This window comes from Stutzerimonas sp. FeSN7 (assembly GCF_030263795.1).
In the GTDB taxonomy this organism is placed as follows: Bacteria; Pseudomonadota; Gammaproteobacteria; order Pseudomonadales; family Pseudomonadaceae; genus Stutzerimonas; species Stutzerimonas stutzeri.
The window spans coordinates 1,428,247-1,452,168 of sequence record NZ_JARPMN010000001.1 but is presented as its reverse complement, the minus strand read 5'-3'; the positions used below and the strand labels follow the sequence as shown (position 1 = coordinate 1,452,168).

The 23,922-nt window shown below is 64.8% G+C and carries 19 protein-coding genes; 9 read left to right on the top strand and 10 right to left on the bottom strand.

Annotated features, from left to right (window positions below):
- Positions 1–88 precede the first annotated feature (88 nt).
- From nqrF to P5703_RS06705, 7 genes are all read right to left on the bottom strand, one after another.
- A complete protein-coding gene (gene nqrF / locus P5703_RS06735) occupies positions 89–1,315 on the bottom strand; it encodes an NADH:ubiquinone reductase (Na(+)-transporting) subunit F (RefSeq protein ID WP_169917675.1) in 1,227 nt (408 codons plus the stop codon).
- A gap of 12 nt (positions 1,316–1,327) precedes the next feature.
- On the bottom strand, positions 1,328–1,936 hold the full coding sequence (gene nqrE, locus P5703_RS06730) for an NADH:ubiquinone reductase (Na(+)-transporting) subunit E (RefSeq protein ID WP_003283709.1): 609 nt from the start codon (positions 1,934–1,936) through the stop codon (positions 1,328–1,330).
- Complete coding sequence (locus tag P5703_RS06725; protein ID WP_169917669.1) at positions 1,936–2,610, bottom strand: NADH:ubiquinone reductase (Na(+)-transporting) subunit D; 675 nt, start codon at positions 2,608–2,610, stop codon at positions 1,936–1,938. Before P5703_RS06725 ends, nqrE begins: the two co-directional genes overlap by 1 nt.
- Positions 2,607–3,401 (bottom strand): Na(+)-translocating NADH-quinone reductase subunit C, encoded by a 795-nt coding sequence (locus P5703_RS06720; protein WP_011913760.1) that lies wholly within the window; start codon positions 3,399–3,401, stop codon positions 2,607–2,609. The genes P5703_RS06725 and P5703_RS06720 overlap by 4 nt, the downstream gene beginning before the upstream one ends.
- Positions 3,394–4,605: an NADH:ubiquinone reductase (Na(+)-transporting) subunit B gene (locus P5703_RS06715; RefSeq protein WP_019405797.1), complete on the bottom strand. Its 1,212-nt coding sequence runs from the start codon at positions 4,603–4,605 to the stop codon at positions 3,394–3,396. Before P5703_RS06715 ends, P5703_RS06720 begins: the two co-directional genes overlap by 8 nt.
- A 3-nt stretch (positions 4,606–4,608) precedes the next feature.
- Positions 4,609–5,946 carry a Na(+)-translocating NADH-quinone reductase subunit A gene (locus P5703_RS06710; RefSeq protein ID WP_017245700.1) on the bottom strand — a complete coding sequence of 446 codons (1,338 nt, stop codon included), beginning with the start codon at positions 5,944–5,946 and terminating at the stop codon, positions 4,609–4,611.
- A 335-nt stretch (positions 5,947–6,281) separates the two neighbouring features.
- Entirely contained in the window at positions 6,282–7,733 is a 1,452-nt protein-coding gene (locus P5703_RS06705) for a glyceraldehyde-3-phosphate dehydrogenase (RefSeq protein WP_011913763.1), read from the bottom strand.
- A 158-nt stretch (positions 7,734–7,891) separates the two neighbouring features.
- On the opposite strand from P5703_RS06705, the gene mfd reads away from it, so the two are divergent.
- The 8 genes from mfd (at position 7,892) to pdeM (ending at position 21,199) form a co-directional block, all read left to right on the top strand.
- Positions 7,892–11,338: a transcription-repair coupling factor gene (gene mfd / locus P5703_RS06700; protein ID WP_285585919.1), complete on the top strand. Its 3,447-nt coding sequence runs from the start codon at positions 7,892–7,894 to the stop codon at positions 11,336–11,338.
- Positions 11,339–11,857 (top strand): peptidoglycan binding protein CsiV, encoded by a 519-nt coding sequence (locus tag P5703_RS06695; protein ID WP_014597117.1) that lies wholly within the window; start codon positions 11,339–11,341, stop codon positions 11,855–11,857.
- A gap of 59 nt (positions 11,858–11,916) precedes the next feature.
- Positions 11,917–14,238, top strand: a complete 2,322-nt coding sequence (locus P5703_RS06690) for a DEAD/DEAH box helicase (RefSeq protein WP_014597118.1) — start codon at positions 11,917–11,919, stop codon at positions 14,236–14,238.
- A gap of 133 nt (positions 14,239–14,371) precedes the next feature.
- A complete protein-coding gene (locus P5703_RS06685) occupies positions 14,372–14,941 on the top strand; it encodes a hypothetical protein (protein ID WP_279643927.1) in 570 nt (189 codons plus the stop codon).
- A gap of 140 nt (positions 14,942–15,081) precedes the next feature.
- The gene (locus P5703_RS06680) at positions 15,082–16,098 is read left to right on the top strand and encodes a ligase-associated DNA damage response exonuclease (protein ID WP_234493476.1); all 1,017 of its coding nucleotides are present in this window, start codon (positions 15,082–15,084) and stop codon (positions 16,096–16,098) included.
- A gap of 55 nt (positions 16,099–16,153) precedes the next feature.
- Entirely contained in the window at positions 16,154–17,860 is a 1,707-nt protein-coding gene (locus P5703_RS06675) for an ATP-dependent DNA ligase (RefSeq protein WP_061374375.1), read from the top strand.
- Positions 17,857–20,478, top strand: coding sequence for a ligase-associated DNA damage response DEXH box helicase (locus P5703_RS06670; protein ID WP_279644896.1), 2,622 nt, complete (start codon positions 17,857–17,859; stop codon positions 20,476–20,478). Before P5703_RS06675 ends, P5703_RS06670 begins: the two co-directional genes overlap by 4 nt.
- A 31-nt stretch (positions 20,479–20,509) precedes the next feature.
- The gene (gene pdeM, locus P5703_RS06665; RefSeq protein ID WP_279641011.1) at positions 20,510–21,199 is read left to right on the top strand and encodes a ligase-associated DNA damage response endonuclease PdeM; all 690 of its coding nucleotides are present in this window, start codon (positions 20,510–20,512) and stop codon (positions 21,197–21,199) included.
- Here pdeM and P5703_RS06660 read toward each other — a convergent pair.
- Complete coding sequence (locus P5703_RS06660; RefSeq protein WP_011913772.1) at positions 21,177–21,410, bottom strand: hypothetical protein; 234 nt, start codon at positions 21,408–21,410, stop codon at positions 21,177–21,179. The genes pdeM and P5703_RS06660 overlap by 23 nt on opposite strands.
- A 202-nt stretch (positions 21,411–21,612) precedes the next feature.
- On the opposite strand from P5703_RS06660, the gene P5703_RS06655 reads away from it, so the two are divergent.
- Positions 21,613–22,947: an erythromycin esterase family protein gene (locus P5703_RS06655; RefSeq protein ID WP_285585913.1), complete on the top strand. Its 1,335-nt coding sequence runs from the start codon at positions 21,613–21,615 to the stop codon at positions 22,945–22,947.
- A 61-nt stretch (positions 22,948–23,008) separates the two neighbouring features.
- Here the strand turns inward: P5703_RS06655 and P5703_RS06650 are convergent, their stop codons facing one another.
- Positions 23,009–23,170 (bottom strand): hypothetical protein, encoded by a 162-nt coding sequence (locus P5703_RS06650; protein ID WP_162470205.1) that lies wholly within the window; start codon positions 23,168–23,170, stop codon positions 23,009–23,011.
- 108 nt (positions 23,171–23,278) lie between these two features.
- Positions 23,279–23,818, bottom strand: coding sequence for a DUF2058 domain-containing protein (locus tag P5703_RS06645; RefSeq protein WP_125853802.1), 540 nt, complete (start codon positions 23,816–23,818; stop codon positions 23,279–23,281).
- Between the last annotated feature and the right edge of the window lie 104 nt (positions 23,819–23,922).

Here is a 23,922-nt window from a genome sequence, read left to right as displayed (position 1 = left end):
ACAGCCCGTCAGGGCTGTCGCGAGAGCGACAGCGATGACGGGCTGGAGAGACGCGACAGCAATGGATCTGAGTGAAGCTCGGATCATGCTAGCCGCCGAAGTCGTCGAGCAGTATGTTCTCCGGCTCCACACCCAGGTCAGTGAGCATCTTGATGACCGAGGCGTTCATCATGGGCGGGCCGCACATGTAGAACTCGCAATCCTCCGGGGCCGGATGGTCCTTCAGATAGTTCTCGTACAGCACGTTGTGGATGAAGCCGGTCGGGCCGTCCCAGTTGTCTTCCGGCAGCGGATCGGACAGCGCCAGATGCCACTCGAAGTTCGGGTTCTCGGCCTGCAGCTGATCGTACTCTTCGACGTAGAAGGCCTCGCGCAGGGAGCGTGCACCGTACCAGAAAGTCATCTTGCGCTTGGACTTCAGGCGCTTGAGCTGATCGAAGATGTGCGAACGCATCGGCGCCATACCCGCACCACCACCGATGAATACCATCTCGGCATCGGTATCCTTGGCGAAGAATTCACCGAACGGACCGTATACGGTGACCTTGTCGCCCGGCTTCAGACTGAACACCCAGGAAGACATCTTGCCCGGCGGCAGGTCGTCACGGCCCGGCGGCGGCGACGCGATACGGATGTTGAATTTGACGATGCCCTTCTCTTCCGGGTAGTTCGCCATGGAGTAGGCACGAATGGTGGTCTCGTCGACCTTCGACACGTACTTCCAGAGGTTGAACTTGTCCCAGTCGCCACGGAATTCCGGCTGGATGTCGAAATCCTTGTAATGGACGGTATGCGGCGGGCACTCCAGCTGCACGTAGCCACCGGCGCGGAAGTCGACGTTCTCGCCCTCGGGCAGACGCAGCGTCAGCTCCTTGATGAAGGTGGCCACGTTGGGGTTCGACTCAACGGTGCACTCCCACTTCTTCACGCCGAAGACTTCTTCCGGAACCTCGATCTTCATGTCGGCCTTGACCGGCGTCTGGCAGGACAGACGCCAGCCTTCGGCCGCTTCGCGACGAGTGAAGTGCGACTCCTCGGTGGGCAGCATCTCGCCGCCACCGCTCTCGACGATGCACTTGCACTGCGCGCAGGTACCGCCGCCGCCACAGGCGGACGAAAGGAAGATGTTGTTGGCAGCCAGCGTCTGCAGCAGCTTGCCGCCGGCCGGCACGGTGATGGTTCGCTCACCGTTGATTTCGATGGACACGTCGCCGCTGGACACCAGCTTGGCGCGCGCAGCCAGGATGATCACCACCAGCGCAAGCACGATGGCGGTGAACATACCGATGGCGAGGAAAATTTCGTAACTCATCAGTTCGTCCCGTCCTTACAGCTGTACGCCAGAGAAAGACATGAAGCCCAGCGACATCAGTCCGATGGTGATGAAGGTGATGCCAAGCCCCTGCAGTCCGTCCGGTACATCGCTGTACTTCAGCTTCTCGCGGATGCCTGCCAGCAAGGCGATGGCCAGCGCCCAGGATGCGCCGGAGCCGAACCCGTAGACGACACTCTCGCCCAGGTTGTAGTCACGCTCGACCATGAACAAAGTGCCGCCCATGATGGCGCAGTTCACGGTGATCAGCGGCAGGAATACGCCCAGCGCGTTGTACAGGCTGGGTACGTACTTATCCAGCAGCATTTCCAAGATTTGCACAATGGCCGCGATCACGCCGATATAGCTGAGCAGACCGAGAAAGCTCAGGTCCACATCTGGCAATCCTGCCCAAGACAACGCACCGGCTTTCAGCAGGTAGGTGTAGATCAGGTTGTTGGCAGGCACGGTAATGGCCTGCACCACGATGACCGCGATACCCAGGCCGATTGCGGTTTCCACCTTTTTGGAAATCGCGATGAAGGTACACATGCCGAGGAAGAACGCCAGCGCCATGTTCTCGATGAACACCGCACGGACGAACAAGCTGATGTAGTGCTCCATTAGTAAGCCTCCTTGTTCGAGACTTGCGGCGCCATCTTGAAGGCAGGCTTCTCGACCTGTTCCTTCTTCCAGGTGCGAATGCCCCAGATGAACAGACCGATCAGGAAGAACGCCGAAGGTGGCAGCAGCAGCAAGCCGTTGGGCTGATACCAACCACCGTCGTTCACAACTGGAATAATGGTGTAACCCATCAGCTTGCCAGCTCCGAACAGTTCGCGAACGATGCCGAGCGCGATCAGCATGGCGCTGTAGCCCAGGCCGTTGCCGATACCGTCGAAGAACGACAGCAGCGGGGGGTTCTGCATGGCGAAGGCTTCGGCACGCCCCATCACGATGCAGTTGGTGATGATCAGGCCAACGAACACCGACAGCTGCTTGGACAGCGAGAAGGCATAGGCCTTGAGCACCTGGTCAACCAGGATAACCAGCGAGGCGATGATCACCATCTGCACGATCATGCGGATCGAGTTCGGGATCTGGCTGCGGATCATCGAGATGAACAGGTTCGAGAAGGCACAGACCAGGGTCAGCGCCACCGACATGACCAACGCGGTGTTGAGGTTGGAGGTCACCGCCAGTGCCGAACAGATCCCGAGGATCTGCAGGCCAATGGGGTTGTTGTTGAAGATCGGGTTGAGCAGTACTTCTTTCACAGTGGGTTGCGACATGATCAAGCCTCCCCAGCGCGCAGATTAGCGATAAATGGACCGAAGCCGTTCTCGCCCAGCCAGAACCGCAACAGGCTGTTGACACCGTTGCTGGTCAGGGTCGCGCCGGCCAGGCCGTCGACCTGATGATTGGCACGCGGGCTCTGCGGGTCGACCCCGCCCTTGACGATCTGTACGGCCAGCTTGCCGTTGTCATCGAACAGTTCCTTGCCCGGCCACTGGCCGCGCCACTTCGGATTGTCGACCTCACCACCTAGGCCGGGTGTTTCGCCGTGCTGATAGAAGCCGAAGCCCGCCACGGTATCCAGATCACCCTTGACGGCCATGAAGCCATAGAGGGTGGACCACAGGCCGTAACCGCGCACTGGCAGGATCAGCGTATCGATCTCGCCTTCGCCCTGGCCTTCGACGATATAGACAGTGCTGTAACGCTCACGACGCTTGATCGAGGCGATGTCCTGCTCGCCTGGCAGGGCCTTGGACAGCGCAGGGTCCTTGGCCGCGACCAGCGGATCGAAGGTCTTGGCGTCGAACTCGTCGCTGAACTTGCCGGTTTCCAGATCGACCAGACGCGCAACGATACGCTCGTTGAACAGCTGCTTGACCTTGTTCGCGGACATGCCGGCCTCACCCAGGCCGGCAATGGCCAGGATGCTGCGCTGTTTGTCCAGCAGGCGGTTTTCCTGCTGGGTCGGACGTAATGCCACGGCGGCACCGGCCACGAAGATGGAGCACACCAGGCAGACCAACAGGGCTACCGTCAGCGTGCGAACGGTGGATTCTTTCTGACTAGACATTACGTGCCAGCCTCCGCTTGATATTGGCCTGAATGACGAAATGGTCAATCAGCGGCGCACACAGGTTGGCGAACAGGATCGCCAGCATCATGCCTTCCGGGAAGGCGGGGTTGACCACGCGGATCAGCACGACCATGACGCCGATGAGGATGCCGAACACCCACTTGCCGGTATTGGTCATGGAGGCCGACACCGGGTCGGTCGCCATGAAGATCATGCCGAAGGCGAAGCCACCGACGACCATGTGCCAGTACCAGGGCATGCCGAACAGCGGGTTGGTCTCGGAGCCGATCAGGTTGAACAGCGTGCTCAGCGCAATCATGCCCAGCATCACACCGGTGACGATGCGCCAGGAGGCAATCTTGCTGCCGATCAGGACGACGCCGCCGATGAAGATGGCCAGGGTGCTGGTTTCACCGATCGAGCCGTGAATGGTGCCGACGAAGGCGTCCATCCAGGTGATGCCGCTGCTGATCACATTCTCGATGCCACCTGCGAAGCCCAGGCTCAGCGCGGTTGCACCGGCATAGCCATCGACCGCGGTCCACACTGCATCACCGGACATCTGTGCCGGATAGGCGAAGAACAGGAAGGCCCGCGCGGTCAGCGCCGGGTTGAGGAAGTTCTTGCCGGTACCGCCGAAGATTTCCTTGCCGATCACCACGCCGAAGCTGATGCCCAGCGCGACCTGCCACAGCGGGATGGTCGGCGGCAGGATCAGGGCGAACAGCACGGAGGTCACGAAGAAACCTTCGTTGACTTCATGCTTGCGGATCGAGGCGAACAGCACTTCCCAGAAGCCACCGACGATGAATGTCACCGCGTAGATGGGCAGGAAGTAGGCCGCGCCCTGGATGAAGTTGTCCCACAGGCTGTTGGGATCGAAGCCGGCAAAAGCACCGATCAGCGCAAAACGCCAGCCTTCCTGGGCAGCCAGCAGGTCGGGGCTTTGCGCATAGATCAGGTTGGCCTGGTAGCCGGTGTTCCACATGCCGAAGAACATCGCCGGGAAGGTGCACAGCCAGACGGTGATCATCATGCGCTTGAGGTCGATGCCGTCGCGCACGTGAGCGGTGGTCTTGGTGACGCTACCGGGACGATAGAGGAAGGTGTCGGCCGCTTCGTACAGTGCATACCACTTTTCGTACTTGCCGCCTTTTTCGAAGTGATGCTCGATCTTGTCGAGGAATGCGCGAATGCCCATGCCTTAACCCTCCTTCTCGATGCGGGTCAGATTGTCCCGCAGGATCGGGCCGTATTCGTACTTGCCGGCACAGACGTAGGTGCACAGCGCCAGATCTTCTTCATCCAGCTCAAGGCAGCCAAGCTTTTGCGCCACCTCGGTGTCGCCCACGATCAAGGCACGCAGCAGCTGGGTCGGCAGCACGTCCAGAGGCATGACCTCCTCGTAGTTGCCCACCGGCACCATGGCGCGCGGACTGCCGTTGGTGGATGTGGAGAACGCGAACTTCTTGCCGCCCATCAGCTTGGAGATATAGATGTTGAGGATGGAGTGCTTCTCCACGCCGGCACGCATGTAGTGCAGCATCTCGCGCTCCTTGCCCTCGCGCAGGCACGACACCTGCTGGTGGTAGCGACCGAGATAGGCGAACGCGCCATGGGCGGTACGGCCGCCCAACAACGAGCCGGATACGACGCGATTGGCGCCAGGCTGCAGTTCGCCGGCAGTCAGCTCGTCGAGGTTAGCACCGAGGCGGGTGCGAACCAGGCGAGGATTCTCGACGACCGGGCCGCCCAGAGCGACGACGCGCTCGACCCACAGGCGTCCGCTGGTGAACAGCTTGCCGACGGCGATCACGTCCTGATAACCGATGGTCCAGACGCTCTTGCTTGCACTCACCGGATCAAGGAAATGGATATGGGTACCTGCCAGACCCGCCGGATGCGGGCCGCTGAAGGCCTCGACCTGCACCTTGGCCAGGGATTCGCCGGGCAGCGACGCGTCTGGGGCCTTGCACAGGAACACCTTGGCCAGGTTGCCGAGCACCTTGAGGCCTGCCTCGAAGGCTTCTGCCTGTTCGGCGATGATCACCGCAGGATCGGCCGCCAAGGGATGCGTATCGATGGCTGTCACGAAGATGGAGTTAGGCACCGCATCGACCGCCGGCACCTTGCTGAACGGACGCGTGCGCAGTGCGGTCCACAGGCCGGACTGCTGCAGGTTCTCGCGCACCTGTTCGCTGCTCAGGCCTTCCAGCTGGTCGGACGAGTAGCTCGCGAAGGTGATTTCGTCATCGCCCTCGAGGTCGATAACCACCGACTGCAGCACGCGCTTTTCACCGCGGTGCACTGCACTGACGACGCCAGCACCGGGCGCCGTGTAGTGAACGCCTTCGGACTTCTTGTCGGAAAAAAGGATCTGCCCCAGCTTGACCCGATCACCGACCTGCACAGCCATGGTGGGCTTCATGGTCGGATAGTCGAAGCCGATGACGGCGACGCTGCGTACGGGCCTTCCGGCCTCGATACGCTGCGTCGGCGCGCCGACTATGGGCAAGTCAAGCCCTCGTTTTATATTGATCATCGGTTTGCCTAACCACTGATTTTAGAAAGCTTTTTTTGGCAGGCCCGGCGGCATGGCGCAAAGTAGGATTGCACTGCGCGCACCAATACGTTATTGGCGCGACACCATGTCGCGGACCCAGGTAAAAAATCCGCCCGATTATAGAGGTCGTATGCCTTGACTGACCACCCAGGCATTGCGGATTTTTGACTCGAGACAAGAGAAGCAAAATTATCCCGACCGCACCCGGCCCCTGATCACCGACCGCTCAACCTCGCAGGATTTACGCTCGAACCGGTGCGCCAGAAACGCGAAACGGGAGCCAGGGCTCCCGTTTCTGCTTGCCGCCGCGACGCTTAGCGCGGGAAGGCCGGCGGGTTGACCCCTGCCATGTCTTCCATCACACGTACCACCTGGCAGCTGTAACCGAATTCGTTGTCGTACCAGACGTACAGCACGACGCGATTGTCATTGCAGATGGTCGCCTCGGCGTCCACCACGCCGGCATGGCGAGAACCAACGAAATCAGTGGATACAACTTCCTGCGAGTTGACGAAATCGATCTGCTTCTGCAGGTCAGAGTGCATGGCCATCTGGCGCAGGTACTCGTTGATCTCGTCGCGGCTGGTGGCCTTCTCCAGGTTCAGGTTGAGGATGGCCATCGAAACGTTCGGCGTCGGCACGCGGATCGCGTTGCCGGTCAGCTTGCCCTTGAGCACCGGCAGCGCCTTGGCAGCTGCAGTGGCGGCGCCGGTCTCGGTGATGACCATGTTCAGCGCAGCGCTACGGCCACGGCGGCTGCCCTTGTGGAAGTTGTCGATCAGGTTCTGGTCGTTGGTGTAGGAATGCACGGTTTCGACGTGGCCGTTGACGATGCCGTACTGATCGTTCACCGCCTTGAGCACCGGCACGATGGCATTGGTGGTGCAGGAAGCCGCGGAGATGATCTTGTCATCGGCAGTGATGTCGCCATGATTGATGCCATGCACGATGTTCTTCAGCTCGCCCTTGCCCGGCGCAGTGAGCACCACACGAGCGACGCCCGGACACTTGAGGTGCTGCCCCAGACCTTCGGCGTCACGCCACTTGCCGGTGTTGTCCACCAGCAGAGCGTTCTCGATGCCGTACTGGGTGTAGTCCACCGAGGCCGGATCGTTGGAGTAGATCACCTGGATCAGGTTGCCATTGGCGGTGATGGTGTTGTTCGCCTCATCGATGGTGATGGTGCCATCGAAGGGACCATGCACCGAGTCGCGACGCAGCAGGCTGGCGCGCTTGACCAGATCGTTGTCGGAACCCTTGCGCACGACGATGGCGCGCAGGCGCAGGCCGTCGCCACCACCGGTCTTCTCGATCAGGATGCGCGCCAGCAGGCGGCCGATGCGGCCGAAACCGTACAGCACGACGTCAGTACCCTTGTGCCCGGTAGCAGCGTGACGCTTGTCGGCGACCTCGGCCAGCTCTTCGCGCACGAACTGCTCGAGGCTGCGGCCGTTGCCGGCATCCTTGTACTTGGCGACCAGCTTGCCGAGATCGACCGAGGCGGCGCCGAGGTTCATCTCGCTCATGGTCTTGAGGATCTGGAAGGTGTCATGCACCGACAGCTCGGTTTCGTCGGCGATGCGGTGACGGGCGAAACGGTGCGCCTTGAGGATGGCGATCACCGAACGGTTGATCAGGCCACGACCGTAGATCGAAGTCACCACGTTGTTGTTGCGATACAGCTGACCAATCAGCGGAATCATCGCTTCGGCGAGGGCTTCGCGGTCAATCCATTCACCAAGACACTGGTCGGGCTTCTGAGTCACGGGCAGTTCCTTCCAACATGTAGGGGCTGAGAAAAGGGGCTACATTATGACGGCGCACCCTAGCGCCGGCAATCTGCAGCGGACGAAACACTGACAGCCGAGCACCTCGATAGTTACAATCCCGGCGGCCTATTTTTTGATCGGAGCCACGCCCACTCGTGTCCGTCTTGCGCCTTCCCCCTCTGCCTGCCGCCAGCGGCAAGCAACACTGGGGCAATCTTCCAGGAGCCGCGCTGAGCCTGGCGATTGCCGAAGCAGCCAACAACGCCGAACGCTTCACGCTCCTCCTCACCGCCGACAGCCAGAGCGCCGAGCGCCTGCAGGAAGAACTCGCCTTCTTCGCTCCGGAGCTGCCGGTTCTGCATTTTCCGGATTGGGAAACGCTGCCCTACGACCTGTTCTCGCCGCATCAGGACATCGTTTCCCAGCGTATCGCCACGCTCTACCAGCTGCCTGAACTGAGCCATGGCGTGCTGGTAGTGCCGATCACCACCGCCCTACACAGGCTGGCGCCCAAGCGCTTTCTGCTCGGTTCGAGCCTGGTGTTGGATGTTGGGCAGAAGCTGGATGTCGAGCAGATGCGCCTGCGTCTGGAAGCGGCCGGCTATCGCTGCGTGGACACGGTCTACGAACATGGCGAGTTCGCCGTGCGTGGCGCGTTGATCGATCTGTTCCCCATGGGCAGCGCCCTGCCCTACCGTATCGACCTGTTCGATGACGAGATCGAAACCCTGCGTACCTTCGATCCGGAGAATCAGCGCTCCATCGACATGGTGGAGTCGATCCGTCTGCTGCCAGCCCGGGAATTTCCGCTGAAAAAGGAAGCGGTCACCGGCTTCCGGGCACGTTTCCGCGAGCGTTTCGACGTCGACTTCCGTCGCTGCCCGATCTACCAGGACCTGTCCACCGGCATCACGCCCGCCGGTATCGAATACTACCTGCCGCTTTTCTATGAGGAGACGGCAACCCTCTTCGACTATCTGCCCGAAGACAGCCAGGTGTTTTCCCTGCCCGGCATCGAGCAGGCCGCCGAGCAGTTCTGGAATGACGTGCGCAATCGCTACGAGGAGCGCCGCGTCGACCCCGAGCGCCCGCTGCTGCCGCCGGCCGAGCTGTTCATGCCGGTGGAAGACTGCTTCGCCCGGCTCAAGCTGTGGCCGCGCGTGGTTGCCAGCCAGCAGGACGTGGAACCCGGCATCGGCCGCGAGCGCTTCCCTGCGCAGCCCCTGCCGGAACTGGCGATCGAATCCAAGGCCAGCGAGCCATTGGGCAAGCTGCGCCAGTTCCTCGACGGTTTCCCGGGGCGCGTGCTGTTCACCGCCGAATCCGCGGGGCGCCGCGAAGTGCTGCTGGAGCTGCTGGCGCGCCTGAAGCTGCGCCCGCAGGAAGTCGAAGGCTGGGGCGGGTTCCTCGCCAGCGAGGAGCGCCTGGCGATCGCCATCGCCCCGCTCGACGAAGGCTTGCTGCTGGACGAAGTCGCCCTGGTCGCGGAAAGCCCGCTGTTCGGCCAGCGCGTCATGCAACGCCGGCGGCGCGAGAAGAGTCGCGACGGCGGCGACAACGTCATCAAGAACCTCACCGAGCTGCGCGAAGGCGCGCCGGTGGTGCATATCGATCATGGGGTCGGCCGCTATCAGGGGCTGGTCACCCTCGAAATCGAAGGCCAGGCGCAGGAATTCCTCCTGCTGCAGTACGCTGACGAGGCCAAACTCTACGTGCCGGTCGCCAGCCTGCATCTGATCGCCCGCTATACCGGCAGCGACGACGCCCTGGCGCCACTGCACAAGCTCGGCTCGGAAACCTGGCAGAAAGCCAAGCGCAAGGCCGCCGAGCAGGTGCGCGACGTGGCTGCAGAACTGCTCGACATCTACGCCCGCCGCGCCGCGCGCCAGGGCTATGCCTTCAAGGACCCGCAGGTCGACTACGAAACCTTCGCCGCCGGGTTCCCCTTCGAGGAAACGCCGGACCAGCAGGCCGCCATCGACGCGGTGCGCGAGGACCTGTTGTCGGCCAAGCCGATGGACCGTCTCGTGTGTGGCGATGTCGGCTTCGGCAAGACCGAAGTCGCCATGCGCGCCGCCTTTATTGCCGTGCACGGCGGCAAGCAGGTGGCGGTGCTGGTGCCCACCACCCTGCTCGCCCAGCAGCACTACAACAGCTTCCGCGACCGCTTCGCCGACTGGCCGGTGCGGGTCGAGGTGATGAGCCGTTTCAAGTCCGCCAAGGAAGTGCAGAACGCCATCACCGAGTTGGCCGAAGGCAAGATCGACATCCTCATCGGCACCCACAAGCTGCTGCAGGACGATGTCAAGTTCAGCAACCTGGGCCTGGTCATCATCGACGAGGAACACCGCTTCGGTGTGCGCCAGAAGGAGCAGCTCAAGGCGCTGCGCAGCGAGGTGGACATCCTCACCCTGACCGCCACGCCGATTCCGCGCACGTTGAACATGTCCATCGCCGGCATGCGCGACCTGTCGATCATCGCCACGCCACCGGCGCGCCGGCTGTCGGTGCGCACCTTCGTCATGGAGGCCAACAACCCGACCATCAAGGAAGCGCTGCTGCGCGAGCTGCTGCGTGGCGGCCAGGTCTATTACCTGCACAACGACGTCAAGACCATCGAGAAGTGCGCCGCCGACCTGCAGGCACTGGTACCCGAGGCACGCATCGCCATCGGCCACGGACAGATGCGCGAACGCGACCTCGAGCAGGTGATGAGCGATTTCTACCACAAGCGCTTCAACGTGCTGGTGGCCTCGACCATCATCGAAACCGGCATCGACGTGCCCAGCGCCAACACCATCATCATCGAGCGCGCCGACAAGTTCGGCCTGGCCCAGCTGCACCAGCTGCGCGGCCGCGTCGGCCGTAGCCATCACCAGGCCTATGCCTATCTGCTCACCCCGCCGCGCAAGGCCATGACCGATGATGCGCAGAAGCGTCTGGAAGCCATCGCCAACGCCCAGGACCTCGGTGCCGGCTTTGTCCTGGCCACCCACGACCTGGAAATCCGCGGTGCCGGCGAGCTGCTCGGCGAAGGCCAGAGCGGGCAGATCCAGGCCGTCGGCTTCACCCTGTACATGGAAATGCTCGAGCGTGCGGTCAAGGCCATCCGCAAGGGCGAACAACCAAACCTGGAGCAGCCGCTCGGTGGCGGCCCGGAGATCAACCTGCGCCTGCCGGCATTGATCCCCGAGGACTATCTGCCGGACGTGCACGCGCGCCTGATTCTCTACAAGCGCATCGCCAACGCCGCCGACGAGGACGGTCTGAAGGAACTGCAGGTTGAGATGATCGACCGCTTCGGCCTGTTGCCCGAACCGACCAAGAACCTGGTGCGCCTGACCCTGCTCAAGCTGCAGGCCGAAAAGCTGGGCATCACCAAGATCGACGCCGGCCCGCAGGGCGGACGCATCGAGTTCTCGGCCGACACTTCGGTTGACCCGATGGTGCTGATCAAGCTGATCCAGAGCCAGCCGAACCGCTACAAGTTCGAAGGCGCCACGCTGTTCAAGTTCCAGGTGCCCATGGAGCGTCCCGAGGAGCGCTTCAACACCCTGGAAGCGCTGCTTGAGCGGCTGGCGCCCAACGAGCAAGGTTCCTAGATGCCGCGTCGCTATCTGGCCCTGTTGTTATTGTGGCTGGCGCCGCAGGTGCACGCCGAGGCGCTGTATCGCGTCGAGCTAATCCTGTTCCGCCACGCCACGCCGCTGGAGGCCAGCCAGCACGCGCCCTACGACTGGGCGCGGCAAGCCCGGCCGCTGGAGCGCCGCGCCGAGCGGCAGCCGGCGCTGGAGCACATCGCCGCCCGACTGACCCCGGAGCAGGGTTATCAGGTGCTGCTGCACCGCGCCTGGCAGCAGCCGGTCAGCGACGACGGCCCGGCCATCGCCATTCACCAGGGCCAGCGCCACTTCGAACACTATCCGATCCAGGGCACGCTGAAGCTGCGACCGGGCCGCTACATGCAGACGGACATGACGTTCTGGGTCAACCGCTTCGGCGAGTACGGCCAGCTGCTCGCCAGCGAACGCCTGACGCAGCGGGTCCGCCTGGTACCCGGCCGGCTGACCTACATCGATCACGACAGCCTTGGGCTGCTGATCGAGCTCAGACGGCTATGAGCCTGTTGCCTTTGCGCCCCCGGCGGCGGCATCGCATCCCTGCAGCGGGGGCCTGAACCGTGGCCCCAGCACTGCCTTCGCGCCCAGAGCGGCGGATCGACGATCTCGCGCCGGTGCCGCTGCTCAGCCTGGGCAGCCATCTGGCGACCAACTACCAGCCCAGCAACCGGCGCATGGTCAGCGAATACCAGCACCGGGCGGGCCTGGCGTTTCTCTATGGCTCAGCGCGCGTGCATGGCAAGCGCGACGGCGAGCGCATTCGCCATCCGGCGGACGACGAGCTCCAGCTCATCGCCCGCCAGCCGCAGGCCGAGCAGGCATTGCGCAAGCAACTGGAGCAGCTGGGCTTCCGTCCGGCGTTGCGCCAGAGCCTGGCCTTGCCGAAGGAGTCGGCGGAGATGTTCCAGCTGCCCGGCGAGGAGGCCTGGATCAGATTCGTCCAGCAGCAGCTGCCGGAACTGCGTCGCCAGGGCTGGCAGATCGACATTCACCCGGGCTTCGCCTACGACCTCACCGCCATCGACGCCTGGTACGCCGAGATCGACGAGTCCGCGGCGGACGACTGGTTCGACCTCGACCTCGGTATCGTCGTCGATGGCCAGCGCATCGGCATACTGCCCGTGCTCCTGCGCCTGATCCGCCAGAGCCCTCAGCTGCTCACGCCGCGAGCACTGGCACAGCGGGGCGATGACGAGCAGCTGCGCGTGCAGCTGGAGCGACGCGACGGGCAACCGCTGCAGGTGGCTCTGCCCTTCTCCCGCATCAAGCCGATCCTGGCGACGCTGGGCGAACTCTATATGCGCGAGCCGATGGATGGCCCCGCGCTGCGTCTGAGCAAGGCCGACGGCGCGCGCCTGACCGGCCTGGAAGGCCTGTCGCCGCACTGGCGCGGGGGCGAGCAGCTGCGTGCATTCGCTCGACGCCTGCACAGCCCTGGCGCCCAGCCCGGCCAGCCACCCGCCTCGCTGAACGCCACCCTGCGGCCCTACCAGCTGCAGGGCCTGGCCTGGATGCAGACCCTGCGCGAACTGGGCGCCGGCGGCATCCTCGGTGATGACATGGGCCTCGGCAAGACACTGCAGAGCCTGGCGCACATCCTCGCCGAAAAGCAGGCCGGACGCCTGGACCGCCCCGCGCTGGTGGTGATGCCTACCAGCCTGATCCCCAACTGGCAGGACGAAGCCAGCCGTTTCGCCCCGCACCTGCGCGTGCTGACACTCACCGGCAGTGGTCGACAGAAGCACTTCGCCGGGATCGCCGATCACGACCTGCTGCTGACCAGCTACGCCTTGCTGACACGCGACATCGCCGTGCTGCGCGAGCAACCGCTGCATCTGCTCATCCTCGACGAGGCGCAGCACATCAAGAACCCCTCCAGCAAGGCCGCCCAGGCGGTGCGCGAACTGCAGACCCGGCAACGGCTGTGCCTGACCGGCACGCCATTGGAAAACCACCTGGGCGAGCTATGGTCGCTGCTCCACTTCCTCATGCCCGGCTGGCTCGGCGATGCGCGGCGCTTCACCCAGGATTACCGCAACCCCATCGAGAAGCATGGCGACGAGGCCCGTCTGGCACATCTGCGCGCGCGCCTGCGGCCGTTCCTGCTGCGCCGCACCAAGGAACAGGTGGCCACCGAGCTGCCGGCCAAGAACGAGTTCGTCCACTGGGTCGAGCTGTCGCCCGCCCAGCGCGAACGCTACGAGACGCTACGCCTGGCCATGGACCGCAAGGTCCGCGATGAAATCGAGCGCAAGGGCCTGGCGCGCAGCCAGATGGTCATCCTCGAGGCGCTGCTCAAGCTGCGTCAGGTCTGCTGCGATCTGCGCCTGCTCAAGGGCGATGCCGTTGCGACGTCTCGCGGCAGCAGCTCGGGCAAGCTGGACAGCCTGCTGGACATGCTCGACGAGCTGATGAGCGAAGGACGCCGCGTGCTGCTGTTTTCCCAGTTCACCTCGATGCTGGCTCTGATCGAACAGGCGCTGCTCAAGCGCGGCATCACCTACGTCAAGCTGACCGGCGAGACCGATGATCGACGCACGCCGGTCGAACGCTTCCAGGCCGGCGAAGTGCCGCTGTTTCTCATCAGCCTGAAGGCCGGCGGCACCGGACTGAACCTGACGGCCGCCGACACGGTGATCCATTACGATCCCTGGTGGAACCCCGCTGCCGAGAACCAGGCTACCGACCGCGCCTATCGCATCGGGCAGGACAAGCCGGTGTTCGTCTATCGTCTGATCACCCGCGGCACCGTCGAGGAGCGTATCCGCGAGCTGCAGGCGCGCAAGGCCGAGCTGGCCGCCGGCGTGCTGGAGGGCAGCGGTGAAGGCGGCTGGCAGCTGGCCGAGCAGGACATCGAAGCGCTCTTCGCGCCGCTGCCTTGAGCCATGCCTGGCGAAGTTGTGACGCCGACAAGCGCAGCATTTCGCGCTTTGCCAGATCATCGCCACCTCGTTTAACTTCTCACCAGACGACGGCATGGCCGTCCCCACCCGCCAGCGCTACAAGGAGCAACCCATGAGCCTCTACGAGATTGCCTTTTCCGGCCAGCTGCTCCCCGGCGCGAAGCTCGAACAGGTCGAAGCCAACCTGACCAGGCTGTTCCAGGCCGATGCCCAGCGCATCGCGCTGCTGTTCTCCGGGCGCCGCATCGTGATCAAGCAGAACCTGGACTTCGCTGCGGTGGAAAAATACCGCCAGGCCATGGAGCGCGCCGGTGCCCAGGTCGAGGTCAAACCGATGCCGGTGGATGTCGAGGAAATCGAGCTGGCGCCGCCACCACCCGCCACGCCTGTCGCTACCCCTGCGAGCACCGCACCTGCAACGGCTCGGCCCGGCGAGACACCTGGCGCACTGAAGGTAACGCCGCGGGATGAATACATGGCCGCCTTCAGCGACGTCGAGGCGCCGGACTTCGGTATCGCACCGGTTGGCGTCGACCTGCAGGACGCCCGTCCCGAACCCGAGGCCCCGCGCGTGGACCTCACGCAATTCAGCCTGGCTCCGGTGGGCAGCGACATGAGCGAGATGCCGCGCGCCGTCGACGGGCCCACGCCGGACATATCGCACCTCAAGCTGGCGGACTGACGCAGCCCACCGCAACAAACAGCCGCCCGGTCATTTTCAGCAACCGGTAGGGTGGGCTTCGGCCCACCTCGCGCTGATCGGGCGAACTCGCAGCGCTGCGCCATGCTCCAAACCTACAAGCCCGCAAAGCGCCTGTACTCATGGATCTTGTCGTTGCCCGCCCCGAAGGGCTGTATTGCCCGCCCGGTGATTTCTATATCGACCCCTGGCGGCCGGTCGATCGCGCCGTCATAACCCACGCCCATGGCGACCACGCACGCTGGGGGATGGGCCATTACCTGGCCTCCCGCGACAGCGAAGGCATCCTGCGTTCGCGCATCGCCGCGGATATGCCGCTGCAGACACTGGCCTATGGCGAATCCATCGAGCATCACGGCGTAAAGCTCAGCTTTCATCCCGCTGGTCATGTACTCGGCTCGGCCCAGGTGCGCCTGGAATACAAGGGCGAAGTCTGGGTCGCTTCGGGCGACTACAAGGTCGAGCCGGACGGCACCTGCGCGCCGTTCGAGCCGGTGCGCTGCCATACCTTCATCACCGAATCGACCTTCGGCCTGCCGATCTACAAGTGGCCGGCGCAAACCGAGGTCTTCCGCGAGATCAACGACTGGTGGCGCGCCAACGCCGCGGCCGGACGGGCCTCGGTGCTGTTCTGCTATGCCTTCGGCAAGGCGCAGCGCATCCTGCACGGCCTGGATGAAAGCATCGGCACCATCGTCGTGCATGGCGCGGTAGAGCCGCTGAACAAGGTCTATCGCGAGGGCGGCATCCACCTGCCGCCGACCGTGTATGCCGGTGACCTGAAGAAGGGTGATCCGCGCCTGAAGCAGGCCATCATCCTCGCCCCGCCCTCGGCTGGCGGCAGCACATGGATGCGCCGCTTCGGTGACTATGCCGACGCCTTCGCCAGCGGCTGGATGATGCTGCGCGGCACCCGCCGTCGGCGCGGCGTCGACCGCGGCTTCGTGCTTTCCGACCATGCCGACTGGCCAGGCCTGCTCTGGGCCATCGAGCAGACCGGCGCCGAACGGGTAATGGTCACCCACGGCTCCGTTGCGGTGCTGGTGCGCTACCTGCGCGAAATGCGCGGCCTTGATGCCCAGGCCTTCGCCACCGAATACGGCGAAGAGGACGATGCCGCGACGGAGGGCACCGCATGATCGAAGGCCACGCCGCTTTCCCGTGGCGCGGCGACCGCCGAAGCGGAGGCGCCGCATGAAAGCCTTCGCCACGCTCTACAGTCGCCTGGACGCCACCACGTCGAGCAATGCCAAACTGGCCGCGATGCGCGACTACTTTCGCGAGGCCGATCCGTCCGACGCTGCCTGGGCGGTCTACTTCCTGGCCGGCGGTCGCCCGCGTCAACTGGTCCCGACCCGCGCCCTGCGCGAAACCGCCATGCAGGCGGCGGGCCTGCCCGAATGGCTGTTCGAGGAAAGCTACCAGGCCGTTGGCGACATGGCCGAGACCATCTCGCTGCTGATGTCCGAGGCCGAACACAGCTCCGAGGACGGGCTGGCCGTGTGGATGCAGGACCGACTGCTACCGCTGCGCGGCCTGCCGCCGGAGGAGCTGGCCGAACGCTTGCCGGCGCTCTGGGCACAGCTGGATCGGCTCAGCCTGATGGTCTGCATCAAGCTGATCACCGGCGCCTTTCGCGTCGGCGTGTCGAAGCTGCTAGTCACTCGCGCGCTGGCCTCGCTGGCCGACCTCGACCCCAAGCGCGTCGCGCAGCGCCTGGTCGGCTACACCGACCTGTCCCATCGGCCCAGCGCCGAGGGCTATCGCGCGCTGATCGCCGAAGAATCCGAGCATGAGCATGCCCAGCGTGGTGGCCAGCCCTACCCGTTCTTTCTCGCTCATGCGCTGCAGGCCCCGGTGGACACGTTCGACACGCTGCTTGGCGCGCCGGACAACTGGTTCATCGAATGGAAGTGGGATGGCATCCGCGCCCAGCTGGTCAAGCGCGACGGGCAGATCTGGGTCTGGTCGCGCGGTGAGGAGCTGGTCAGCGAGCGTTTTCCCGAGCTGTGCGAACTGGCCCGCTGCCTGCCCGACGGCACGGTGATCGATGGCGAGATCCTGGTCTGGAAGCATGCCCCGGAGACCCCGGCCGGCGAGCTGTTCGACGCCGCCAGCACCGGCGAGCCCAGCGCCGATGGCTTCGGCGTACAGCCCTTCGCCCTGCTGCAACAGCGCATCGGCCGCAAGAACCTGACCGCCAAGGTGCTGCAGGATGCGCCGGTGGCGGTGCTCGCCTACGACCTGCTGGAATGGCAGGGCGACGACTGGCGGCAGCGCGAGCACCGCGAACGCCGCCAGCAGCTCGAGGCGGTCGTGGGCCAATGCCCCAGCCCGCAGCTGATGCTTTCACCACTCGTAAGCGGAGCGGATTGGCAGGATCTGGCCCGCCAGCGCGAAGCCTCACGCGCGCTGGGCGTGGAAGGCATGATGATCAAGGCGCGCGCGGCCCAGTATGGCGTCGGTCGGACCAAGGACGTCGGCGTCTGGTGGAAATGGAAGATCGACCCCTACTCCGTCGATGCGGTGCTGATCTATGCCCAGCGCGGTCATGGCCGCCGCGCCAGCCTCTACACCGACTACACCTTTGCCGTCTGGGACGGCGAGCCGGGCGACCCTGAGCGCAAGCTCGTGCCCTTCGCCAAGGCCTATTCCGGCCTCACCGACGAGGAAATGCGCAAGGTGGACGCCATCGTGCGCAAGACCACCGTGGAGAAGTTCGGCCCGGTGCGCAGCGTCACCCCGACCCTGGTGTTCGAACTCGGCTTCGAAGGCATCGCCGCCAGCAGCCGCCACAAGAGCGGCATCGCCGTGCGCTTCCCGCGCATGCTGCGCTGGCGCCTCGACAAGCCGGTGGAGGAAGCCGATACCCTGGCCACCCTACGGGAATTGCTGGGATGAAACCAAGGCTCCCGGCACCCGCTCGGCCCTCATTCCAACCCTCTCCCAAGAGCCTCGCTGCCGGCTGGTTTGCCAGCCGTGCCTGGCAACCCTTCCCGTTCCAGCAGGAGGTCTGGCAAGCGATAGGCGATGGCGAATCGGGCCTGCTGCACGCCACCACCGGCTCCGGCAAGACCTACGCCGTCTGGCTCGGAGCCCTGAATCGCTTTGCGACCAAGGCACCCTCTCCCACCGCGACGGACAAGCCCGCGCCTTTGACGGTGCTCTGGATCACCCCGATGCGCGCCCTGGCCGCCGACACCGCCCGCGCCCTGCAGGCGCCGCTGGACGACCTCGGCATCGGCTGGAGCATCGGCCTGCGCACCGGCGATACCAGCGGTGCCGAGCGTGCGCGGCAGGGACGGCGTCTGCCCAGCGCGCTGGTCACCACGCCGGAAAGCCTGACCCTGCTGCTGACCCGCGCCGATGCACGCCAGGCCTTCGCCGGTTTGCGCATGCTGGTGGTGGACGAATGGCACGAGCTCTTGGGCAACAAGCGCGGCGTGCAACTGCAACTGGCGCTGGCGCGCCTGCGCCAGTGGATGCCGGAGCTGATCGTCTGGGGCCTTTCCGCCACCCTCGGCAACCAGCCCCACGCGCTGGACGTGCTGCTGCACCCCGGCAGCGGCAGGCTGGTGCAGGGCAAGGTGGACAAGGACCTGCGCGTCGACACCCTGCTGCCGCCGAGCATCGAGCGCTTCCCCTGGGCCGGTCATCTCGGCCTGCGCATGCTGCCGCAGGTGGTCGAAGAGATCGACTCCGCCGCGACCACCCTGGTGTTCACCAATACCCGTTCGCAGTCGGAAATCTGGTATCAGGCGCTGCTGGATGCGCGGCCGGACTGGGCCGGGTTGATCGCCCTGCACCACGGCTCGCTGGCGCGCGAGGTGCGCGACTGGGTCGAACTGGGCCTCAAGCAGGGCGCGCTCAAGGCTGTGGTCTGCACCTCCAGCCTGGATCTTGGCGTGGACTTCCTGCCGGTCGAGCGGGTGTTGCAGATCGGCTCGCCCAAGGGCGTGGCGCGGCTGATGCAGCGCGCCGGCCGCTCCGGACACGCGCCGGGGCGAACCTCGCGGGTCACCCTGGTGCCCACCCACAGCGTAGAGGTAGTGGAAGCCGCCGCCGCCCAGGTGGCCATCGCCGAGCGTCGCATCGAGGCCCGCAGCGCACCGCATCGCCCGCTCGACGTGCTGGTGCAGCATCTGGTGAGCATGGCCCTGGGCGGCGGCTTCCGCCCGGATGAACTTTATGCCGAGGTGCGCCAGGCCTGGTCCTACCGGGAGCTGACCGACGAGCACTGGCAATGGGCGCTGGCCTTCGTCCGCCATGGCGGGCATTCGCTGACCGCCTACCCCGACTATCAGCGGGTCGAGCCGGACGAAACCGGCCTCTGGAAAGTACCCTGTCGCCGCGTGGCGCTGCGCCATCGCATGAGTATCGGCACCATCGTCAGCGACGCCAGCCTGACGGTGAAGTTCTGGGCCAAGGGCGGCAGCGGGCGTTCGCTGGGCAGCATCGAGGAAGGTTTCATCGCGCGCCTGCGCCCCGGCGACAACTTCCTCTTCGGCGGTCGCCTGCTGGAGCTGGTGCGGGTCGAGAACATGACCGCCTACGTCAGCCGCGCGACGGGCAAGAAGGCTGCCGTGCCGCGCTGGAACGGCGGGCGCATGCCGCTATCCAGCGAGCTGGCCGATGCCGTGGTCGAGCAGCTCGGTGCTGCCTCGCGCGAGCAGTTCACCACCCCCGAAATGCGCCTGGTCGAACCGCTGCTTCGCGTCCAGATGGACTGGTCGGCGCTGCCCACCAAGACCACCTTGCTGGCCGAGGTGATGAAGTCCCGCGAAGGCTGGCACCTGTTCCTCTACCCCTTCGCCGGGCGCCATGTGCACCTGGGCCTGGCCAGTCTGCTGGCCTGGCGCATGGGCCAGCGTCAACCGCTGACCTTCTCAATCGCGGTCAACGACTATGGCTTCGAACTGCTTTCGGCCACCGAGGTGGACTGGCTGCACTGGCTGACGCCGGAGCTTTTCAGCGAAAACGACCTGCTGCACGACGTGCTCGCCAGCCTCAATGCCAGTGAGCTGGCGCGCCGCCGTTTTCGCGAGATCGCGCGCATCGCCGGGCTGGTGTTCTCCGGCTACCCGGGTGCGCAGAAGAGCGCGCGTCAGCTGCAGGCTTCCAGTGGCCTGTTCTTCGATGTGTTCCGCCAGTACGATCCAGGCAATCTGCTGCTGACCCAGGCCGAGGAAGAGGTGCTGCGCCAGGAGCTGGAAGTCGAGCGCTTGCAGCAGACGTTGCAACGCCTGCAACAGCGCCGTCTGGACGTCCACCAGGTGCGGCGCGCGACCCCGCTGGCCTTTCCTCTGATGGTCGAGCGCTTTCGCGAAAGCATGACTTCGGAGAAGCTCGCCGACCGCATCCGCCGCATGGTGGCGGAGCTGGACAAGGCTGCCGGTCCCGGCGGCTACCAGCCCGAGCCACAATCGACGATCACCGTCGAGCGCGACGCCCCGCGACCACGCAAGCCGCGCGCACGCAAGGACGGCACGCCGCGCACGAGAAAGGCCAAACCCGCCTGATGAACCGAACCACAGGACGAACCGACGGATCATGAACGCCTACCAGCCCATCGAACTGGCCGGCGCCACACTCTGGCTGCTGGCGGAAAAGGCGATCTACTGGCCCGCACAGCAGGCTCTGTTGGTGGCCGACATCCATTTCGGCAAGGCCGCAGCCTATCGTCGCCTCGGCCAGCCGGTGCCCCATGGCACCACCGATGCCAACCTGCGCCAGCTGGACGGCCTGCTGGCCCGATACTGCTGCCGCCAGCTGATCTTTCTCGGCGACTTCCTGCACGCACCCGAATCCCATGCGCCGGCCACGCTTGCGCGCCTGGCCGAATGGCGCTCGCGTCACCCCCAGCTGGCCATCACCCTGGTGCGCGGCAACCACGACCGCCGTGCAGGAGACCCGCCGGCGCAGCTCGACATCGAGGTGGTGAACGAGCCGCTGCTGCTCGGGCCGTACGCGCTGCAGCACGAACCGCAGCCGCACCCCAGCCACCACGTGCTGGCGGGCCACGCTCACCCTGCCTTCCCGCTACAGGGTCGCGGGCGCCAGCGCCTGCGTCTGCCCTGCTTTTGCATCGGCGAACGACTCAGCCTGCTGCCAGCCTTCGGCAGCTTCACCGGCACGATGACGGTGGCAACCGAAGACAGCTGGCGAATCTATGTGGTGGGGGATGGAGAGGTGTGGCCGGTGGCGCACTCGGCGCCGGTCAGGCCTGGGATATACCGGTGATGGTGATGCCGTAGCGTTCGGCAAGGCGTGTGGCGGGAGTGTCCTCGAGATCGGGATCGTGCTCGTGCTCGCTTTCCTGATCCGGATAGAGCTCTTCCGCCTTGCGCGTCACCAGTTCGACCGCATCGTCGATGTCCGGCTGGTGTTCGGAGTCGATCTTCAGCATCGAAGTGTTGCCGTCTTTGTTGTACGCAATGATCCAGGTCGTCATGGTATGCCCCTCGCCTTAAAGAAACCCGTGTGAACGTAATAACGCCCATTTTGGTTTTTGTAAGTTTTTAGACCCATCCGGCGTCGGCGGTTCGGTCCCTCACCTCAAAGTTAGCAGCTTTAATTGCAGGACGAGGAACAACACTCCGGATGGCCAGTCATCCGTGGTGTCCTTGTTCGACGAGAAGAATGAGTCCGACCCCATGAGCGCCTCCCGTGCACTTTCATCCGAGCCATCCGAGGATCAGCTGGTCGCCCTGCTGCGCCAGCATGCCGAGCCCCTACCCGCCCTCGACGAGCCGCGCTTCGCCGACGCCTTCGAGCGCTACGCCGACGCCCGGGTCGTGCTGATCGGTGAGGCCAGCCATGGCAGTTCCGAGTTCTATCGGGCCCGCGCCGCGATCACCCGGCGGCTGATCGAACAGCACGGGTTTTCCATCGTCGCGGTCGAGGCGGACTGGCCCGATGCCGCGCGCATCGACTGCCATTGTCGGCAGCGCGAGCCCGTCGCCTGGGCCGAAAATGCCTTCAAGCGCTTCCCGAGCTGGATGTGGCGCAATCGCGAGGTCGACGGCTTCGTGCGCTGGCTGCGTGAACACAATGCCGCGCTGACCGCCGAGCAGCGCGTCGAGTTTCGCGGCCTGGACGTCTACAGCCTCGGCAGCTCGATGCGCGAAGTGCTGGATTATCTGGATCGCACCGATCCGGCGGCCGCCGCCGCTGCCCGGCGGCGCTATGGTTGCCTGAGCCCCTGGCAGGAAGATCCGGCCGACTATGGCCGCAACGTCATGCTCGGCCAGCCTTCCTGCGAAAACGCCGTCATTGAACAACTGCAGGCTCTGCTCATCCAGCGCCTGGCGTACATCGACCAGGACGGCGAGCGCTTCTTCAATGCCGAACGCAACGCGCGGGTGGTGCTTGCCGCGGAGCACTACTATCGGGCGATGTACCGCGGCTCGACGGAGTCCTGGAATCTGCGCGACCGGCACATGTTCGATACGCTGCGTGCCGTGCTCGATCATCGCGGCGCGGATGCCAAGGCAGTGGTCTGGGCGCACAACTCGCACATCGGCAATGCCGCGGCGACCTCGATGGGCTGGGGGGGCGAATTCAATATCGGCGAACTCTGCCGCACGGCCTTCGGCCGCGACGCGGTGTTGATCGGCATGGCGACCGACCGCGGCGAGGTGGCCGCGGCGGACAACTGGGACGAGCCGATGCGGCGCAAGCAGGTCATCCCGTCGCGGCCCGACAGTTGGGAGCAGCTGTTCCTAAGGGCCGGCGTGCCGGCATCACTGACCGATTGGCGGGATGATCGGGGCAAGCTGCGCGAGGCACTCAGCCATCCACGACTGGAGCGTGCGATCGGCGTCATCTACCGGCCTCTGACGGAGCGGCAGAGTCATTACTTTCGCGCCATCCTGGCCGAGCAGTTCGACGCGCTGATCTGGCTGGAGCAGACGCAGGCGGTGACGCCCATCGGCTCGCAGGACATCGACGCGAGCGTCGTGCCGGATACCTACCCGTTCGGGGAGTAAGCCTGCGTCGCGGCACCGGAGCGCTGCGACGCAGTCATGCATGAAGAGACCGACAGCCGGCTTATGCCACCGGCGCAGGTGGTGGTTGATCCGGCACGGTGGGCTCACCAGGCTCAGATGGCTGGGTCGGCACTCCCGGCTCCTCCGGATCGCCCGGCACGCCGGCGGCGCGCCAGTACTGGCTGTCAGCATTGGGGATATAACGAAGCGATTGAGCGGGCATGATGTCCTCCACTGCATGCACCCGCGGCAGCGGGCAGGTCTGTAGTAGAGGGCCGGGCGAGGCGTTTCTATCCCACCTTCCGTCGGAGGCCACGCCCACCCGCGGCGCTTACCACATCAGGTCGTCGGGAACTTGATAGGCGGCGTATGGATCGTCGGCATCCGGTTCTTCGGTGCGGATGTTGAGCTGCACCACGCGCTTCGGGTCACGCTCCTGGATCTTCAGCGCCGCTTCGCGCGGAATGACCTCGTAGCCGCCGCCGTGCCGCACGATCGCCAGCGAGCCACTGGCCAGCTTTTCACGCATCAGCTTGTTGACCGAAAGGCGCTTGACCTTCTTGTCGTCGACGAAATTGTAGTAGTCCTCAGTGGTCAGCTTCGGCAGGCGGCTGGTCTCGATCAGCTGTTTGATCTGCGCGGCGCGGGCCTTCTGCTCCGCCTTCTCCTGCTGCTGACGGTTGAGTTCCTGGTCGCGGGCGAGCTTCTCGGCCTGGGCCTGCAACGCGGCCTGGCGCTGGGAGTCGTCCTTCTCGACCTGCCCCTTTTTCTCCAGGCGCTGCTGCTTCTGCTTCTGCTTGACGGCCTGCTTGGCCTGCTTTTCGTTGACCAGCCCGGCTTTGAGCAGCTGGTCACGGAGGGAAAGACTCATGTTTCGGCTCGTCTTTTGGGTGAATTCAAATGGGCGCGGTGGCTGCGAATCCTCGCGGCGCCGAGCGGCATTGTGGTGGATGCGCAAGACGACATCCACCTCTG

Coding starts and splice junctions, on each gene's coding strand:
- P5703_RS06720 (WP_011913760.1), bottom strand. CDS start 3,401: ATGTCTAGTCAGAAAGAATCCACCGTTCGCACGCTGACGGTAGCCCTG.
- P5703_RS06695 (WP_014597117.1), top strand. CDS start 11,339: ATGCCGCGTCGCTATCTGGCCCTGTTGTTATTGTGGCTGGCGCCGCAG.
- P5703_RS06660 (WP_011913772.1), bottom strand. CDS start 21,410: ATGACGACCTGGATCATTGCGTACAACAAAGACGGCAACACTTCGATG.
- P5703_RS06645 (WP_125853802.1), bottom strand. CDS start 23,818: ATGAGTCTTTCCCTCCGTGACCAGCTGCTCAAAGCCGGGCTGGTCAAC.
- P5703_RS06655 (WP_285585913.1), top strand. CDS start 21,613: ATGAGCGCCTCCCGTGCACTTTCATCCGAGCCATCCGAGGATCAGCTG.
- P5703_RS06680 (WP_234493476.1), top strand. CDS start 15,082: ATGGATCTTGTCGTTGCCCGCCCCGAAGGGCTGTATTGCCCGCCCGGT.
- P5703_RS06715 (WP_019405797.1), bottom strand. CDS start 4,605: ATGGGCATTCGCGCATTCCTCGACAAGATCGAGCATCACTTCGAAAAA.
- P5703_RS06670 (WP_279644896.1), top strand. CDS start 17,857: ATGAAACCAAGGCTCCCGGCACCCGCTCGGCCCTCATTCCAACCCTCT.
- P5703_RS06710 (WP_017245700.1), bottom strand. CDS start 5,946: ATGATCAATATAAAACGAGGGCTTGACTTGCCCATAGTCGGCGCGCCG.
- P5703_RS06650 (WP_162470205.1), bottom strand. CDS start 23,170: ATGCCCGCTCAATCGCTTCGTTATATCCCCAATGCTGACAGCCAGTAC.
- nqrE (WP_003283709.1), bottom strand. CDS start 1,936: ATGGAGCACTACATCAGCTTGTTCGTCCGTGCGGTGTTCATCGAGAAC.
- P5703_RS06685 (WP_279643927.1), top strand. CDS start 14,372: ATGAGCCTCTACGAGATTGCCTTTTCCGGCCAGCTGCTCCCCGGCGCG.
- pdeM (WP_279641011.1), top strand. CDS start 20,510: ATGAACGCCTACCAGCCCATCGAACTGGCCGGCGCCACACTCTGGCTG.
- P5703_RS06675 (WP_061374375.1), top strand. CDS start 16,154: ATGAAAGCCTTCGCCACGCTCTACAGTCGCCTGGACGCCACCACGTCG.